This is a genomic window from Lactobacillus huangpiensis (assembly GCF_019972815.1).
Lineage (GTDB): Bacteria > Bacillota > Bacilli > Lactobacillales > Lactobacillaceae > Lactobacillus > Lactobacillus huangpiensis.
Genome location: NZ_BPPA01000007.1, coordinates 32,218 through 50,153 on the forward strand (window position 1 = coordinate 32,218; position 17,936 = coordinate 50,153).

Genomic DNA, 17,936 nt, shown 5'->3' on the forward strand with positions numbered 1-17,936 from the left:
CATTACTTCACCTCTAGTTTAATTCAATTTTTTCAACTGTAACCTTAGTATAAGGTTGACGGTGACCATATTTTGAATGTGAGTGCTTCTTAGGCTTGTACTTGAAAGTAACTACTTTCTTTTCCTTGCCTTGCTTTTCAACTTTAGCAACAACTTTAGCACCTTTAACTAACGGTGTACCAACTTTAACATCTTTGCCATCGGAAGTAAGAACTACTTCATCAAAAGTAACTTCTTTGCCTTCTTCAGCATCAAGCTTTTCAACAAAAACACTATCGCCTTCAACAACTTTATATTGCTTGCCACCGGTTTTAATAATTGCGTACATTTACTACCCTCCAAAATTTACTTAGACTCGCCAATCGAGGTGCTCCGTGAAAGACTTATTACCCCGAAATGTGCGGTTGCAGATGTAGAGGAATCCACAAATACAACTACTACATAATACTACTCTTAAGTCTAGTTGGCAATAAAAAATGCCCTTTTTATTGGACAAATTGACATTAAATCTGCCATTTGCCACCGTGAACTTTAGCAATATTTTCTGTGACAATAAATGCTTCACTGTCAATTTCTCGGGCTTTGGCAACTAATTGACCATATTCATTAGTATCAACAATTATTACTAACTGTTGCTTGTCCTGGTCACTGTAACCACCTACAACGTTATAAACAGTCAGGCCGTCATAATCCTGTTGCAGCATCTGCCTAATTTTATCAAGTTTGGTGTTACTCATTATGCGCACTTGATATTTTTTATCAAAACCAGTTTCAGTATAACGCATGGTAATTGTAGTAATGACCTGAGAAAAAGCTGCCAGTAAAAATGCTTCTGTTCCATCAACAAAAATATTCAGTACAATGACCGACATATCAATAACCATGAGTGATATAGCTGGGTCAACATAAAAATATTTTTTAATAATTAGTGGCGGAATTGTGGTTCCGCCAGATGAAGCATTAATCCGATACAGCATTGTAACGCCAATGCCCATTAAAACCCCTCCATAAATTACCGCCAGCATATTATTTGAAGTCAGTTTAAAGCTCGGGGTTATAGCCATTAAAACAGGTACTAAAAGACTGCCCAATGCAACTTTTTTTAAAGTTTGTTTACCTAAAAAGACTGCAGCTAAAATTAGCATTAAGCCATTAACCACAAATACTGAAATTGAGCGGTTAATACCCCAAACAGCATCAATCAATATTGAGATCCCGGTCGAGCCGCCAGCAGCAACATTTATTGGAGCATAAAAGAAGTTAATTGATATTGTTATTATTTCCAGACCAGCCAAGAAAAAGAGCCAGTATTGCCATGTATGAGTTTGCTTTTGTGTGTCCATCTCATCTTCCTTCCATAAAATTGTTATTTTACATTTTACAGGAAAGCAGCTAAATTATGCAAGGAATATGGGTTTTTGATATGTTCGAACACTCTTAAAAACGCATAAGCTATAACTCAAATGAAGTTATCTTAAATTATTAAGAAATTATAAATATTACTCCTTGGCAATGTCGTAACTAATTGCTTGATTCCCCTCATATGCTGGTAATCCTTTTTCAGCCCGGTACAATGCTCGCTCAAACGCTTGATAGCCTTTACTTGAACTAACAGCAAATTTGATGTGGTATTTGCTGGCAAATTCGCTTATATTCCAAGTACTGTCATGGGCAGCATAAGATGTCACCAAAATCACGATATCCAGATCTTTGATTTGGTTTTCAATTACTTTTTTCTTGCCCTGAAAAGCATCAATAGGAATTGGAATGCCACCATAACGATTAACTATTCCTTCAAGCATAGCCTCATTTTGATTATTACCAATGGCAATTCCAACTCTTTGATAGTGTAGGTCCATTGCTAATTTAGGCAAATCAGCTTTCTTTGATTCAGTGTCACTCTTTTTCTTTTTATTTGCACTAGTTTGCCTTGACTGTTCAATTTGATAAACCCACCGAATTTGAATAGCCTCAGACGGATTCTTTTTTAGACGCACATCCCCATTATACCATGCTAAGTCGACTATTGAACCATCAACTAACTTAATATTTTCGTCCCAATATTTACTTGAATCAACTGGTAAAAGAACTGCTTTACCATGAACTCGTAGTTTCTTGCCTTGAGCATTACGAGAAATAGCCAGATGTCCGGTTCTCCCTTGCACCACTGCATACTTAAAAGTTGAAATGGAATCAACATCCATACTGGGGAGACCACGATAACCAACAATCCTTAAAATAGTCGCTTCATAATGAGAACTTTTTTCTTCTGGCACAGCTTCAACAATATCTCCGCTTTTCAAATTTAAGGAATGGATCTGTGATTCTTTTAACGTATAAACGGTTCTATTACTATCATTAATCAAATCACAGCCTGACAGTAATCGAACCACTGTATACCGCTTTCCTTTACGGTAATCTCTCTTAGGAGCTTTTGGAGTTTCAAGTGCCTGTTCAAAAACTTTTTTATCGATTAAATCTTTTGGAGCCTGAATAGATTTAATTGCTTCTTTTAAATCAACTAAATTTTGACGGTACTCTGTATTGATGCCTTGAGCTAGCGTTAATTTTTGTGCAGCCGAGAGAGCTGTATTTTTGGCAGAAATGTTTGCCGGATCTTTAATTAGATGAATTAGACCTGTTAATAATAAATTAAGCTGCTGTAAATCGACTTCAATGATATTTTTATCTTTTAGGGTTGAATTAGTCTGTTCTTCACTGTCAGTCATACCTAAGATCAGTTTTATTGCAGCCAATCCATTCTTAAGGCTCTTTTCATCTCCGGCAGTCTGATTAAGAATTCTTTTTAAATTATTGCGATAATCGAACATCTTTTTACCTATCTCTTTTTAATTTACTTAAGTATAGCAAATGCAAAAAAGCCTAGCTTAATGCCAGGCTTAAAGTCAGAAATTAGAAAGCTCCACCACCGGATCCTCCACCGAAGCCACCAGATGAACCACTGGAAAAGCTGCTTGAGCCAGTAGATATACTGTCGTTAAAGCAAGAATCAAAGTTGGCAGAAAAGCTATCTTTGCCAGTATTAGAGGCAAAACCATAGTAAAAGTAATCACTCTTTGCCAATTCTTCTTGACTAAATTCAATTTTTAGCTGTTTCATCACTTTATTAGCTAGACCAAAAGCAACAGCATAAGGCATGATATCTTCCCATAAAATGATGTCACCAACATCCTTCATCTTAAACTTACCGATATCTTTTAACATTTTCTTGAAACCACGTATCTTTTCGGTTTCAATCTTTCCTTTTTCTGAATAAATACCTGTCTTCCTGATACTGAAAATCAGCGCCAGTAAACTCAAAATTAGGATCGAAGCTTCGCCAAAAACTATCACTAAAATAAACTTAAGTGAGCTCATTAGTGCTACTACAGAAGCAGCAAAACTGATGACCATCATTAAAATTATGATAGCAATATTTTTATTTTTTCGATTTATTAATGAATCAGGCAAATAAACTTGCTTTTCTTTGCTGTCAAAATAATCTCCTGCCCAAAAATCAAAGTCGCGGCCTAGTTTTTTTCCATGATATTTCTTTAGGGCTTGAGTGGTAAAACTAGTTCCGTCCCCAATCTTGTTAAAGAGAGTTTTCATTAAGCGGTTCTCCTCAACTACATTTTCGTCTATTGCGGTTATCCGATAATAAGTTTTAAGATGAGCTTTATAATCTTCAATCTTAATTTTTTTTGCGCTGCCAGTTCCATCAAATAGGCAGTAAACGCCCGATTATCCGGTTGCTTTGCAGTATCCAAAATTTGAGCTAATATTGGATCCACGTCAGGTATTTCATAGTTATGAGCTAATTCACGACTCTTGCGGGGCATGAAACCAATTTTTTTGGCCCTAAAACCCTTTATGATACCTAAAAGTCCTGCAATTAAGCTCAAAGCAATTAGCCAGAGACTTCTTTTTGTCCTTTTTTGTTGATTTAATAAAGTATCCTGTGTTAATTTTTTCTCCTGTTTTATCACTGCTTGGCGGTGATTCTTATTTTTGACGTTTTGATTATTGGCAGTGATTTTAGGAGGAAAAATAGTATGCACTTCAATACCGGTATCGCCAGCAAGATTTTCAGCTGTCATGATTATTTTCCCTTTTTGAGGATTAACTTGTAGATGTCCATCGAGTGGTCCGTGTGCCCATGCTTTTAAACCTTTAACAGGTCCTGGAAAAATCACGCTTGCTTTAACATAGTCTAAGTCGGTGTCCCAACCGTCGCCAATAATTTTAAAATTAAGTTCGGCTACATCACGGTAATTGGTAATGGCATTAGTGATACGGTAAAAATAAGTAACAGTAAAGCGACTATTATTCTTTATATTATGAAATACTTTAAAACGGTAGCCCTTTTTATTTCTTTTAAGATCATAATCATCAGTTTTGTGACCCTTGTCGTTGCCATCTGCCACTTTTACTGACGCATCAGCGATTTTCTGATTCGATTGTAGATTTTGGCGATAAAAAACTCCATGTGCAGAACTGTTGAATTTATACGTAATTGCCCTTTTCATCGTCAACGAGCCGTCTGAGTTAACTTTAGCTGTAGTGATGTTTTTAGCAATATCATAATCAACATCGGCTTTTACTTCTTGTCCAGAAACAAAACAAAATAATAGAACTCCCAGTAGAGATATCAATTTTATAATTTTATGTTTCATGCTATTTCCTATCTTTCGTTCTTCGCTTTTCTTTATTATACAGATTATGAAATACAATTAACAAATCAATTTGTACTCCTTTCTTTATTATCTATTTGACTTTAAAAATAAGTTGGATAAAAAAGAAATTTCCGGTTGCAATTACAAAAACTTTTCTCTATAATAGTTAATGTTCTTGCGCAGGAATACGCAAAACTGTCGGTCTGGTAGCTCAGCTGGATAGAGCAACGGTCTTCTAAACCGTGGGTCGTGGGTTCGAATCTCACCCGGATCATTTTAAATCGTTTTTATCGATTTTTACTAATTATAAATCCTGTTATATCAACAATTTTATTTTTATTGATTATTGTTAAGTTTAAAGTTAGCTAACATTTTGGTTAACATAGAAATTGCCCTAGCAATTAAGCTAGAGCTATTTTTCTATTTCCTTTATAAATATACATTATGGGATTTTTAAGATCTCCAAATGTTAAAAAAGTGATCAATTATTTTGTTTTAGCTCTTCTCTTCTTATCTTGATGTATTCTAATGTTTTGTCTAAATCTTCTTCATCTGCATATTTAAGAATGAAATTTTTAGAATCTGATCTTCTCCTAATATAATTCATTCTTTTTTTATGCGCATCATTCCACTTTTTATTTGCTCGCTTTTGAGCCTCAGTTAGTTTAGCCATTTGATCACTCCTAAAATTAAAACAATTACCATAACTGTAACTAATATTGTTTTACAGAATGTTTTGAGTCTTAAGTCAATCTTTGTTTTAATTGTCAAATTTCCTTTTTTAGTTTCAATGTTATAAATTTTATTCATTGTTACAAATACTTTTCTATAATATAATGTTTTTATAAAAAGCAAAGAAGAGAAGCCTTTTCCCTGTTTTTCATCTTTTATAGATGATTTTAAAAGCTATTATCCCGAGATTTATTTTGAAGTGGAGCTCATAGTAGCTTTTTATTTTCTCTTTTTTTCTTCATCTCCTTACCTCCTTACATATTATGTAATACATTCTTTAGGGTACAACGCAAATAATGTTTTGCAATTTTTTCTAAAAAAAGTTAATATTAATTTAGAAGTTACTTTCAAATTTCTTTTACTTTATAGCTCCCATTTGGGAGTTTTTTTATTTAAAAAATTAAAAATAATTATAATGATCAAATTTCATTTTTTCTTTTTCAATTTTTTGCTCTTTTTTATTTCATCAATAACATATTGATACATGTCAACTATTGGAAAATATAGAGTTGCAAATGTGGTAATAAGTTTCAAAAGAAGCAAAAAAGTACTATTCAAGCTGTTAGATATTTTTATTGAAGAGGCATAAGAGGAGACGGCTGTCCAAGCTGCCGTAGCCAGCAAAACTTGACAAATAGTCGTAAGGATCGCTGTGGACTATATTCCCCAAATTATGTGTTACCCAGTTGTGCGTTTTTACACCTTCTTTTTGTTTTTATTTTGTGGCGATTTAATAACATCAAGGCAGAAGCTAAAAGTATAAAAAAGAACGATGAAATCATCGTTCTTTTTTCGTGGTCTGAGAACTAGTTTTTTCCCAGACTCTTTTAAATAATTAGCCATTTTAATCAAAAACAGAATCTCTTCTACTATTTAACCAGCTTGCCACTAATTTTTCTTGATTTTTGATATCAACACTCTTTGCCGTTTAGGATTTAACCGGTAATAACCTGAGAAAATTCCCAAAAAAGTTAAAACAACTGTTCCGATAACCAGCAATAAAATGCTGTCTTCATGAAGTTCTCCGATAAATTCATATAGAGAAGATACCATCTTCAACCAACCACCAAGAGAGACAAAATACCAGGCAGTAGCCTTATCAATAAAACTCATAGCTGTACGCAAATCAGATTCATTTTTGATAATACTACCTAAAATCTTGACTGCACGCCGTTTTTCAAGATAAATTTTTACAATAGGTATAATCCAGTACAAAGGAGAAATTTTTGGTTGTGCTTTACTTGATTGGTTAAATTCCTTCAAAAACCATTCATAATCATAAAGCTCCATTAATCCTTGATAAAGAGGAAAGGCAAACAACAACCAATCTCCTAAAAAACTGATGCAATTAATAAACAGTGAGATAATAAACACTTCTTTCTATATTTTTTATTACAAAACTGAATTATTATTTTTACTTGTCATTATTTTAGTCGTTACCAACCAGTTATTCAAAAAAGTTATTCAAATTTTTGCAAGCTATTTTGCTAATTGAAAAAGAAAAAATATTTTTTTAATAATTAACTAACTTTTTCTTTCCCAACAAAAAGACTATTAGATTCTTAAAGCTTGATATACCAAAGAATTTTTTTCTTTAAAAATTCTCTTGCTTTTTTTATGCTATTAAGTTATGATATTGCTTAAATATTTATGAGAGGTAAAGATTATGACGGCAATTAAAAAAATTAATCAACCGCAAGTTAAATATTATTTCTGGTACTTCAGCTATTTGATCTGAGTGCCTAGTTTGTCATTGTCTTAGACACACAGTTCAATCTTCATGACAATTGTGTGTTTTAAAGATTTAAGTACTTTCTTCTCTGAAGACTCACACAGTTGTCGTCATCTGTGTGAGTTTTTTATTGGGAGAGTAAAATGAATACTTTAAAAAAGATTACGTTAGATACACTAAATGGCTTATCAACAGGTATAGTAGTAGCTTTAATTCCTGGAGCATTAATTAACCAGTTGGTAAAAGCATTGCTGCCAAGCATGCCCCAATTAAGCTTTATTTTAGCTTTAACCACCTTTGCTTCGGCATTGTTGCCAGCAATCAGTGCTGTCTGTGTAGGTATGACTGGTAAATTAACACCAATCCAAACTTCATCTATTGCTTTAGCGGCAACAGCTGGAGCTGGCAACTTTGTGATGAACAAAGGCAAGGTTGCGGTTATGGGTAGTGGTGATGTCATTAACACTGCTATAACTATTATGATAGCTTACGGCTTAGTTTTGTTTTTTGGTAAGAAATTAAAAGCATACACAATTCTTTTAGTTCCACTGCTTGTTCTGCTAATAGCCGGAGGAATTGGCTGTCTTACCCGCATACCTGTTGGTAAATTAACCAGTTTGATTGGTGTCGGAGTTGAAAAATTGACGGCATTGCAACCAATTATTATGGGAATGTTGATGGGAATAGTATTTGGATTACTTATCGTTTCTCCTATTTCTTCAGTCGGTATCGCTACTGCGATAAGTATCTCTGGCATAGCTTCGGGCTCTGCCAATTTAGGTATCACAGCCGTTGCTTTCTCCTTAGCTGTTTTTGGTTGGAAAGCAAATAGTTTTGGTACATCAATTGCCCACTTCTTGGGTTCTCCAAAAATGCAAATGGCAAACCTAATGACTAATCCCAAGTTGCTAATTCCACTTTTAATTAACGCTGGTATAATGGGCGCTCTAGGTGCAGTATTTCAAATTCAAGGTACACCAATGAGTGCAGGATTTGGCTTTTCGGGATTAATTGGTCCTATTGCCGCCATGGCAAATCGCCCAGCGAATCTTTTTAATATTTTACTAATTGCAGTTCTTTTCTTTGTATTACCAATTGCATTAGGTATAGCAATGAATTACCTCTTCAATAACAAAGTTCATCTTTTTACAAGTAAAGACTTTGAACTAGATTTCAGTTAGTTTAAAATGCTCTACTCTTCTTGTTTATCTGCCTTATTGCTATAATTAAAGTAAAGGAGAGTATGAAAATGATAAAATTCTATGGTTACAAGCGTTGCTCTACTTCAAGAGCTGCTCAGAAATGGCTTACGGAACACAATGTTAAGTTCGATTTTCAAGATTTAGTCGATGAGCCGCCTAAGAAATCTGATTTAATTAACTGGCTTACTCAACACGAAGATCGTGGCTTAAAATATTTTTTTAACACTCATGGTCAAGATTATCGTAAATTACACATTAAAGATCAAATTGCAGATATGTCTATTGAGGATGCCGCTGACATGATGTCCAAGAACGGAAAACTAATAAAAAGGCCTCTTGTTGTTGAAGGTAAAAAATTGACCTGTGGTTTTAATGAAAAAATTTACGAAAAAGTTTGGCTATAAAATTTAAAAAGGAGGTATTGAAAACAGTACCTTCTTTTTTATTAATCAGCTTTCTAATATCAATGTTTACAGGTAAAATAATACAAAAAGGAGAATTTTATGAAGTATAATCAATATGCTTATGTGAAAACTGATTACAAAGAAGAAGTTAAAGAATTACTGCAAATTAAATTTTTACCAATAGATTATGAAAAACGTTCTTTTTCAAATCTTTTAGAAGAACTTACCGCAAATGCAGTGGCAGTGATTGATCCACGAGACGAAAGTGCCCGCAAAGCAAAATTAGCTGAGTTTGCAGTTTCAGATGTCCAACCTTTTAATGCTTTTTTAGATACCAATCCCGAGGAAATTACTTCTAGCCAATTTTATAATGTTGCATTGCAACTTCTTGGCTACCATGTTGGCTATGATTATCAACCAAATGACCCTTTGGCTTTTATGGAAAAGCAGGCATTACCTTACATTGAGAAAATTAACGACAAGAAATCTCTTATTCAAGCTTTTTATCGTTTGCTTAATACTCGTGCCAAAAATGGACAACTGCTAATAGATGTCATGGCTGGTCAAGGCTATTTTTACAATAGAAAAACGGAATTTGCGCCCAATGAGTTTCTCTTTTTTAATGGTAAAAGCATGCCTGTTTTTGATACCAGCAAAGTGATCAGAGAAGTCGTTTATGTTGAAAGTGATTTGGATACAGACGGTGATGGGAAGAGTGATCTTTTACAAACAACAATTTTTCGTCCAATTGAAAGTGAAACTTTACCGGTTCCTGCTCTTTACACTGCTAGTCCCTATTTTGGCGGTATCATTGATAACGAAAAGCGCAACCACAACGTAGATGAAAATTTGACTGATGCCACTGAGTGGACTAACCCACAATATCAGGCTTCTGCAATTGTTAAAGCCAAAAAGCCACTGGATAGTGAAAACTCATCTAGGCCGGTAGAACAAGCCACCGGCAAATCTTCCTACGGTCTGAACGAATATATGCTGGCTCGTGGATTTGCCAGTGTTTTTGCTGGCGCTATCGGGACACGAGGCAGTGATGGTCTTAGAATTACTGGTGCTCCGGAAGAAACTGAAAGTGCAAAGGAAATAATTGAATGGTTGCACGGAGATCGTATTGCTTATACTGATAGAACAAGGCAGCACGAAACTAAAGCAACTTGGTGTAATAAAAATATTGGGATGACTGGTCGTTCATATTTAGGCACATTGCAAATAGCCATTGCTACTACGGGTGTTCCTGGGTTAAAAACAGTTATTTCTGAAGCTGCCATTTCTTCCTGGTATGATTATTACCGTGAACATGGCCTGGTAATTGCACCAGAAGATTGCCAAGGTGAAGATTTGGATATGCTTGCAGAAACTTGTCAATCGAACTTGTGGGATGCTGGAGATTATTTAAAAATTAAGCCAAAGTTTGACGAAATGCAGAAGATTTTATTAGAAAAGGCCGATCGCAAGACTGGTCAGTATTCAGATTTTTGGGAAAAGCGCAACTACCGACATCATACCGATAATATTAAGTGCTCCTGGATTAGCGTTCATGGTCTAAATGACTGGAACGTCAAGCCTAAGAACGTCTATAAAATTTGGCAAAAGGTCAAAAACCTTCCTATTGCACATCACCTTTTCTTGCATCAGGGACCTCATTATAATATGAATAATTTGGTTTCAATTGATTTTACTGATCTAATGAATTTATGGCTGGTTCATGAACTCTTGGGCATTGAAAATAACGCATACAAGCAGTGGCCAACTGTGCTTATTCAAGATAATCTAAAAGCAGATAAGTGGCACAAAGAAAAGGATTGGTGTAATGACATTGGCAGGGAAACTGTTTATTTCCCTAATTCAGATAATGAGTTAACCAAAGATACTAGTAGCAAGCAAAAACTTTCCTTTACTGATGTAGGCGGAACTGAATTTAAAAAAGCAAAAATTTCTGAGAATGACTGGCAAAACCAATTTATTTGTGGTAAAGAAAAATGGTCAAAAGCCAGTTTGCGTTTTACTACAGATGAATTTATTCATCCCGTAACTATAGTTGGTCGACCAGAAATAAGAATGAGTGTTTCATCAAGTCTTACCAAAGGACAAATTTCTGTTGCTCTGGTAGAAATTGCTGATCGCAAACGGTTGACTGCTACCCCGAAAATTTTAATGTCTGGCGGACAAGAACTGGGTTTTCATTTTCAACTTGACTCTTTGCAAGAGTTCATGCCTGACAAGTTAACTCATGCTAAATTAATTACCAAGGCTCACATGAATCTGCAGAATTACGCAGATATGAAAAAGCCACGTAGTATTAAAGCCGGCGAGTTTTACGACTTACAGTTTAAATTACAACCAACTTATTACACATTGCCGGCAGGCAGCAAACTTTGTTTAATTATTTATTCTACTGACCAGGGAATGACCAAAAGGCCTCTTGAAACCACAGATTACACAATTGATCTTTCTGAAACTGCCATTAAATTCAGTATTAAATAAATTAAATTTTATTTATGCCAGTACTTTTCAAAGTTGAACATAAAAAGCAACTGTTTTAAAAACACAGTTGCTTTTTTAATTTAAAAATTCTATTTTATGTTTATTGTAGCAAACGACCTGTTTTCTAAAGCAGTCAATAATGCACGTGCAGTATCCAGGCTTGTAATTAACGGAATATTTTGCTGAATAGCAGTCTGACGAATGACAAAGCCATCAGATGTTTTAGCCAGATCATGTCCCATAGTATTAATTACCAAATCGATTTTGCCAGTTTTCAATTCATTTAAGATATTTGTGTCAGTGTCTTCATGAATTTTATCTACCAAAGCAACATGTAAATGATTTTGTTTTAAAAATGTTGCTGTGCCACTGGTAGCAAAAATACGGTAACCGATTTGGGCAAATCTTTTGGCAATAGGCAAAATTTCTTGTTTATCACGGTCTTCGATTGTTAATAAAATATTGCCGCTGTCAGGAATATGCATGTTTGCACCTGAGAAAGCTTTGTAAAGTGCCTTAGGAAAACTAAAATCACTACCCATGACCTCACCAGTTGACTTCATTTCCGGCCCTAAGTAGCTGTCAACATCAGAAAGCTTGCTAAATGAGAACACTGGGGCTTTAACACTAATCATTTTGGTTTCCGGTGCCAGGCCATCATCATAACCCTGCTCCTTTAAACTCTCACCCATAATTACTCTTGTTGCCACTTGCGCCATTTCAATAGAGGTAATTTTACTTAAAAAAGGTACAGTACGACTAGCACGAGGATTGACCTCAATAATATAAATTTCACCATTGCGCTCAATTAACTGCAAATTCATTATTCCGCGACAATTAAGCTTTAACGCTAACTTCTTAGTAATGTCGGCTATTTTTTGTTTAATTGCGGGAGAAAATGTTTGAGCGGGATAAACAGCCATGGAATCTCCGGAGTGAACTCCAGCATGTTCTATATGTTCCATTATTCCAGGAATAAGGACCCTTTCGCCATCGCAAATCGCATCGACATCACACTCGCGCCCATCAAGATAATCATCAACTAAGATTGGATGACTGCTTGCAATATCCACATGATTTTGCAAATAGTCTTCAAGTTCTGGCTGATTATAAACAATTTCCATTGCTTTTCCACCCAAAACATAACTTGGTCTAACTAAAACCGGATACCCCAACTTATCTGCTGCTTTGATAACACCATCATGTGTAGTAGTCGTAATTCCTTGCGGTTGCTTCAAGCCCAATTCTTTTACTACTTGATCAAATAATTCGCGATCTTCAGCTCTGTTCAGGTCTTCCACACTGGTACCCAAGATTTTAACGCCATGCTTTTCTAACCCAGCTGCCAAATTAATTGAAGTTTGACCACCAAACTGGATAATTACACCTTCAGGTTGCTCAAGATCACAGACATTTAAGACATCTTCTAAAGTAAGTGGCTCAAAATATAATTTATCAGAAACAGAAAAGTCGGTTGAAACGGTTTCTGGATTTGAATTAATTACAATGGCTTCATAACCCATTTTTTGTAATGCTTTGACACAATGAACAGTGGCGTAGTCAAATTCCACACCCTGACCAATACGAATTGGACCTGAACCAACAACTAAAACTGATTTTTTACTATTCTTCCGACTCTCATTTTCGGTATCGTAAGTAGAATAGAAATAAGGAGTTTGTGAGATAAATTCTCCAGCACAAGTATCTACCATTTTATAAACTGGCACTAAATGGTTCTGCTTGCGCAAATCTCGCACTTGGTCTTCATCCTCATACCACAAATTTGCGATAGTATGGTCACTAAAGCCATATTTCTTAGCATTTTTGAGCACAGCCAGATCATCTGGATTAGCCGCAATAGTCTTTTCTAGATCAACAATATGCTTAACAATATCTAGAAAATAGAAATTAATTTTGGTTAATTCATGTAAGTCTGACATTGCATAGTCTCTGCGAAAAGCCTCCGCTAAATAAAAGAGACGGTCATCCTGAGCTTTAACCAGTTTATTTTCCAGTTCTTCATCACTTGCATCATGTGCTTCAGCTGAATAAAAGTCTTTTTGGTCAATTTCCAAAGAGCGAACAGCTTTTTGAAAGGCTTCTTCAGCTGTTCTGCCTATAGCCATGACTTCTCCAGTCGCTTTCATTTGTGTGCCAAGTTCACGATTTGCTTTGGCAAATTTATCAAAGGGCCAACGTGGTATTTTGCAAACAACATAATCCAGAGCTGGTTCAAATTCTGCAAAAGTAGTGCCCGTTACTGGATTCTTTATTTCATCTAAAGTAAGACCCACCGCGATTTTAGCAGCCATCTTAGCAATGGGATAACCCGTGGCCTTTGAAGCCAAGGCAGAAGAACGGGAAACACGCGGATTAACCTCAATGACATCATAATTAAAACTATTTGGATCAAGGGCTAACTGAACGTTGCAGCCACCTTCAATTTTTAACGCCCGAATAAGTTTTAAAGAACAGTCACGCAACATCTGATATTCTTTATCAGATAATGTCTGAGACGGTGAAAAAACAATTGAATCTCCCGTATGGATACCGACAGGATCAAAGTTTTCCATACAACAAACAATCATGGCATTATCGTCATGATCTCTCATGACTTCAAATTCAACTTCCTTGTACCCTGCTATTGACCGTTCAATTAAACACTCAGTAACGGGAGATAATTCCAAGCCATTTTTGGCGATTTTAGCGAGTTCATCCCTGTCATTGCAAATGCCGCCACCAGTTCCACCCATAGTGAATGCCGGGCGAACAATGATTGGATAACCAATTTTGTCTCCAAAATCTAATGCTTCTTGCACTGTCTTTACACTAGTTGAAGGTGGCACTGGCTCTCCTAATTTTTGGCACAATTCTTTAAACTTTTCTCTGTCTTCGGCTTGTTCAATTGAATTGAGCTTTGTTCCCAATAATTCAATGTTTAGTTCATCTAAAATACCACTTTTAGCTAATGATAAAGCCATATTTAAACCAACTTGACCACCTAAAGTCGGTAAAATAGCATCAGGAAATTCTTTGCGGATAATACGTGATACAGATTCTACAGTTAATGGTTCAATATAAACTTTATCGGCTATTGTGGTATCAGTCATAATTGTGGCAGGATTAGAATTAACCAGAACCACTTCATAACCTTCTTCACGCAAAGCAAGGCATGCTTGTGTACCGGAATAATCAAATTCTGCAGCTTGACCAATAATAATTGGTCCTGAACCAATTACCATTATTTTTTTAATATCAGTTCTTTTAGGCATGATTTTCAACATCCTTTCTTTGGTCAATCATTTGCATAAAGTAATCAAAGATACCTTCTTCATCGTGAGGGCCAGGTGTACTATCAGGGTGAAATTGGACGGAAAAGGCAGGATATTTCTTGTGCCGCAAACCTTCGATAGTACCGTCATTAACTTCAACATGAGTAACCATTAAAATATCAGGATCAATTGAATCTCGGCTAACAGCATAGCCATGATTCTGTGAGGTAAAGCCAATATTTCCTGTGGCTATTTCACGTACAGGATGATTAAATCCCCGATGACCAAATTTCATTTTATAAGTATTCGCTCCATTAGCTAGAGCAAATACTTGATGACCCATGCAAATTCCCATTAAAGGTACATGCTTTTCTACTTCTTGGACCATTTTGACTGGACCCTGCATTTCTAAAGGATCTCCAGGTCCATTAGACAGCAAAACGCCATCCGGATGAAGAGATAAAATTTTTTCAGCTGAAGTAGTATAAGGCAAAACTATACAGTTGCAATCTCGTTTGCTTAATTCACGCAAGATACTATTTTTTAGTCCGAAATCTACTACAACAATATTGCGCTTTGAGCCCGGCACAGGATAAGATTTTGTAGTCGCAACTCTTTTAACTACGTCCTTTGAAAGTTGACTTGCTTTTAGTTGCTCTGCAATCGCAGCAGAATTTTCCTTAGAATCACAAATTTGACCCTTCATTGTACCGTAGGCACGTAATTTTTTAACCAATTTTCTGGTATCTATTCCTTGAATACCAGGTACATCTAATCTTTTTAAAAAATCTGGTAAAGTGGTTTGCATGCGCCAGTTATCAGGATATCGTGCTACTTCATGGCAAATCACCCCTTTTATGCCCGGCTCAAGTGATTCATAATCTGCCAGCGTGATCCCATAATTGCCAATTAACGGATTAGTAAAAACTAAAATTTGATCAGCATACGATTGATCAGTAATTGCCTCTTGATAACCTGTCATTCCGGTTGTAAATACGACTTCACCTTTAGTCGCTTGACTTCCACCAAAGCCTTCGCCCGCATAGACACTGCCATCTTCTAAAATTAAATATCTCATTTACTTTCCTCACTTTGAAAAACAATCTGGCCATCAATCATTGTTAAAACCGTTTGACCGTAAACTGCATCATTATTAAAAGGAGTATTATTCCCTTTTGACTTAAAATTAGCTGAATTAATAGCTTCTTTTTTCTGAAGATCGAAAATAGCAATATCTGCCGGTTGACCTAAAGCTATTTTCCCAGCTTTTTTCAAGCCAAAAGCGTTAGCGGGAGCCAAAGTGAGCCAATTTAATAACTGCTCAAGAGTAAAAATACCAGTTTTAACAAATTTAGTGTAAAGTTCGCAAAAAGCCGTTTCACTACCAACAATACCAAATGCAGCCGTGGCAAAACCATTTTGTTTATCACTTGCAGTATGAGGAGCATGATCAGTAGCAATCATGTCAATTGTGCCATCAAGCAATCCAGCTAAAAGTGCTTTTTGATCTCCTTTAGTTCTCAAAGGCGGATTCATTTTAAAATTAGCATTATCATTGATAATATCTTCTTCTCCTAATAGAAGATGATGAGGGGCAACTTCACAAGTAACATTAATACCTTTACTTTTAGCAATTCTGATCAGTTCAACGCCTTTCTTAGTAGAAACATGGCAAACATGGTAATGAACGCCAGTCTTTTGAGCCAATAATAAATCTCTGGCAATTTGAGTTGTTTCAGCTAATTCAGTAATTGGAGCTAAATTAAATTCACTTGCTTTTCTACCTTCATTTATGACACCATGATTGAACAACGTATCATCTTGAGCATGTTCAGCAATAATTAAATTATTTGCCTGCGCCCTTTGCATTGCCAAATACATCGTGCCGGCATTCTGAACACCTTTGCCATCATTGCTCAGTGCAACACAACCAGCTTTTTTTAGAGCTGCATAATCAGGAATTTCATTAGTATCTTCATTAACCGTAATAGGTGCATATTGCAAAATATGGACTACACCATTTTCACAATTGTTTTGTACCATTTTACTCATAAGTTCTGGTGTATTGGGTACTGGTACTACATTCGGCATTGCGCAGACAGTAGTGAAACCACCATGTGCTGCTGCCAGCGAACCGGTCCTGACATTTTCTTTATCAGTTTGTCCAGGATCTCTGTAATGAACATGTACATCAACAAGTCCCGGGCTTACTAATTTATTTTTGGCATCAATTATATTTTCTGCTTTTAAACCAGTACCAATTGCTGAAATTACACCGTTTTTAATTAAAAGGTCACCATGTACTATTTCTCCACCAGTATAAATATAGCCGTTTTTAATCACAGTTGTCATCAAGACAAGCCCCCTAATTTGCGACCACGCATAACTGCTTCAATCATTGCCATTCTCATAAAAACGCCATTTTCCATTTGCCTTACAAACCGACACTTTGGAGCTTCAACTAAGTCACCGCTGAGTTCAACATCATGGTTAATCGGACCCGGATGCATAATAATGGCATCATCTTTCATTTGCTCATATCGCTTTTGATTAATTCCATATTTTGCATGATACTCTTGAGCATCAAATTTTGCTTCGTTAGGATCACCAGCGTGTCGTTCGTGCTGGACTCTTAACAACATCATTACATCCATTTTATTAATCAAGTCATCAATTGGTTTATATTCACCATACTTATCGTATTGTGTGTCATACCAATAATCAGGACCAGAGAAATAAACTTTGGCTCCAAGTCTGGTCAAAAGTTCCATATTACTTTTAGCAACTCGAGAATTGGTAATATCACCCACTATAGCTACCTTAAGATCGTTAAAATGACCAAAATGCTCGTGAATTGTCATCATGTCAAGCATACATTGTGAAGGGTGCTGACCGCTTCCATCTCCGGCATTTATCACGCCTATATCAAGGTGTTGGTTTTGCTTTGGGTGTATTAGTTGGTTATAGTATTCATTTTCAGTATGCCTGATAACTTCAAGATCAATCCCAAGAGCTGCCATGATAAGCGAAGTATCGTAAAGAGTTTCACCTTTTTTGGTTGAACTGTGAGCAGGATCAAATGGTATTACGCTTAATCCTAATTTTCTTTCTGCCATTTCAAAACTCGTGTGAGTTCTGCTAGAATTTTCAAAAAACATGTTTGTGACAGAAACTGGTTGTGTTAGATGTGGACGGGCACCACCTTTTTTAAAGTACTCTGCTCTTTCAATAAGCGCCATTACTTCTTCAACTGTTAAGTTTTCGACACTTACAAATGATTTTAGGGTAACAAGATTAATATTTTTCATTTTTACTCTCTTCCAAAAAAATAAACCTAAAGCTTTTCAGCTCCAGGTTTAGCAAAAGGGTTTTTAGTATAGTTAGAGACTCAATAAAATGAACTCAAACCCTTCTGACCC

Annotated in this window: 14 protein-coding genes, 1 tRNA gene and 1 other annotated feature; of the genes, 4 read left to right on the forward strand and 11 right to left on the reverse strand. The window is 35.7% G+C overall.

What is annotated here, in order from left to right:
* Window positions 1-13: 13 nt before the first annotated feature.
* The 5 genes from rplU to LDM90_RS09385 all read right to left on the reverse strand — a co-directional run bounded on the left by rplU (window position 14) and on the right by LDM90_RS09385 (window position 4,676).
* A complete protein-coding gene (gene rplU, locus LDM90_RS06780) occupies window positions 14-328 on the reverse strand; it encodes a 50S ribosomal protein L21 (protein WP_223897068.1) in 315 nt (104 codons plus the stop codon).
* Between the two features lie 13 nt (window positions 329-341).
* Window positions 342-416 (reverse strand) — a sequence feature (ribosomal protein L21 leader region).
* Window positions 417-503: 87 nt separating this feature from the next.
* Entirely contained in the window at window positions 504-1,343 is an 840-nt protein-coding gene (locus tag LDM90_RS06785) for a YitT family protein (protein ID WP_034981348.1), read from the reverse strand.
* Between the two features lie 156 nt (window positions 1,344-1,499).
* A complete protein-coding gene (locus LDM90_RS06790) occupies window positions 1,500-2,831 on the reverse strand; it encodes a DUF2325 domain-containing protein (RefSeq protein ID WP_223897070.1) in 1,332 nt (443 codons plus the stop codon).
* 82 nt (window positions 2,832-2,913) lie between these two features.
* Window positions 2,914-3,699, reverse strand: coding sequence for a DUF2207 family protein (locus LDM90_RS09380; RefSeq protein ID WP_308443176.1), 786 nt, complete (start codon window positions 3,697-3,699; stop codon window positions 2,914-2,916).
* Window positions 3,651-4,676 (reverse strand): DUF2207 domain-containing protein, encoded by a 1,026-nt coding sequence (locus LDM90_RS09385; RefSeq protein ID WP_238480236.1) that lies wholly within the window; start codon window positions 4,674-4,676, stop codon window positions 3,651-3,653. Before LDM90_RS09385 ends, LDM90_RS09380 begins: the two co-directional genes overlap by 49 nt.
* 200 nt (window positions 4,677-4,876) lie before the next feature.
* On the opposite strand from LDM90_RS09385, the gene LDM90_RS06800 reads away from it, so the two are divergent.
* Window positions 4,877-4,950, forward strand: a tRNA-Arg gene (locus LDM90_RS06800).
* Between the two features lie 207 nt (window positions 4,951-5,157).
* On the opposite strand, the gene LDM90_RS06805 is transcribed toward LDM90_RS06800, so the two are convergent.
* Both LDM90_RS06805 and LDM90_RS06810 read right to left on the reverse strand, forming a co-directional pair.
* Window positions 5,158-5,349 carry a hypothetical protein gene (locus tag LDM90_RS06805; RefSeq protein ID WP_109586450.1) on the reverse strand — a complete coding sequence of 64 codons (192 nt, stop codon included), beginning with the start codon at window positions 5,347-5,349 and terminating at the stop codon, window positions 5,158-5,160.
* Between the two features lie 947 nt (window positions 5,350-6,296).
* Window positions 6,297-6,728: a hypothetical protein gene (locus LDM90_RS06810; protein ID WP_052060376.1), complete on the reverse strand. Its 432-nt coding sequence runs from the start codon at window positions 6,726-6,728 to the stop codon at window positions 6,297-6,299.
* Between the two features lie 555 nt (window positions 6,729-7,283).
* Here LDM90_RS06810 and LDM90_RS06815 point away from each other — a divergent pair.
* The 3 genes from LDM90_RS06815 (at window position 7,284) to LDM90_RS06825 (ending at window position 11,245) form a co-directional block, all read left to right on the forward strand.
* Complete coding sequence (locus LDM90_RS06815) at window positions 7,284-8,321, forward strand: PTS sugar transporter subunit IIC (RefSeq protein WP_198212089.1); 1,038 nt, start codon at window positions 7,284-7,286, stop codon at window positions 8,319-8,321.
* Window positions 8,322-8,389: 68 nt separating this feature from the next.
* Complete coding sequence (locus LDM90_RS06820; RefSeq protein ID WP_198212091.1) at window positions 8,390-8,746, forward strand: arsenate reductase family protein; 357 nt, start codon at window positions 8,390-8,392, stop codon at window positions 8,744-8,746.
* 99 nt (window positions 8,747-8,845) lie between these two features.
* Window positions 8,846-11,245, forward strand: coding sequence for a Xaa-Pro dipeptidyl-peptidase (locus LDM90_RS06825; RefSeq protein WP_034981363.1), 2,400 nt, complete (start codon window positions 8,846-8,848; stop codon window positions 11,243-11,245).
* Between the two features lie 89 nt (window positions 11,246-11,334).
* Here LDM90_RS06825 and carB read toward each other — a convergent pair whose 3' ends face one another.
* Genes carB through LDM90_RS06845 form a run of 4 tightly spaced genes read right to left on the reverse strand, consistent with a single transcriptional unit; the run spans window position 11,335 to window position 17,825 of the window.
* Window positions 11,335-14,517 (reverse strand): carbamoyl-phosphate synthase large subunit, encoded by a 3,183-nt coding sequence (gene carB / locus LDM90_RS06830; RefSeq protein WP_034981365.1) that lies wholly within the window; start codon window positions 14,515-14,517, stop codon window positions 11,335-11,337.
* The gene (locus LDM90_RS06835) at window positions 14,510-15,595 is read right to left on the reverse strand and encodes a carbamoyl phosphate synthase small subunit (protein ID WP_223897072.1); all 1,086 of its coding nucleotides are present in this window, start codon (window positions 15,593-15,595) and stop codon (window positions 14,510-14,512) included. The genes carB and LDM90_RS06835 overlap by 8 nt, the downstream gene beginning before the upstream one ends.
* Complete coding sequence (gene pyrC / locus LDM90_RS06840; RefSeq protein WP_223897074.1) at window positions 15,592-16,869, reverse strand: dihydroorotase; 1,278 nt, start codon at window positions 16,867-16,869, stop codon at window positions 15,592-15,594. Before pyrC ends, LDM90_RS06835 begins: the two co-directional genes overlap by 4 nt.
* Window positions 16,869-17,825: an aspartate carbamoyltransferase catalytic subunit gene (locus tag LDM90_RS06845; protein WP_034981373.1), complete on the reverse strand. Its 957-nt coding sequence runs from the start codon at window positions 17,823-17,825 to the stop codon at window positions 16,869-16,871. Before LDM90_RS06845 ends, pyrC begins: the two co-directional genes overlap by 1 nt.
* Window positions 17,826-17,936 lie beyond the last annotated feature (111 nt).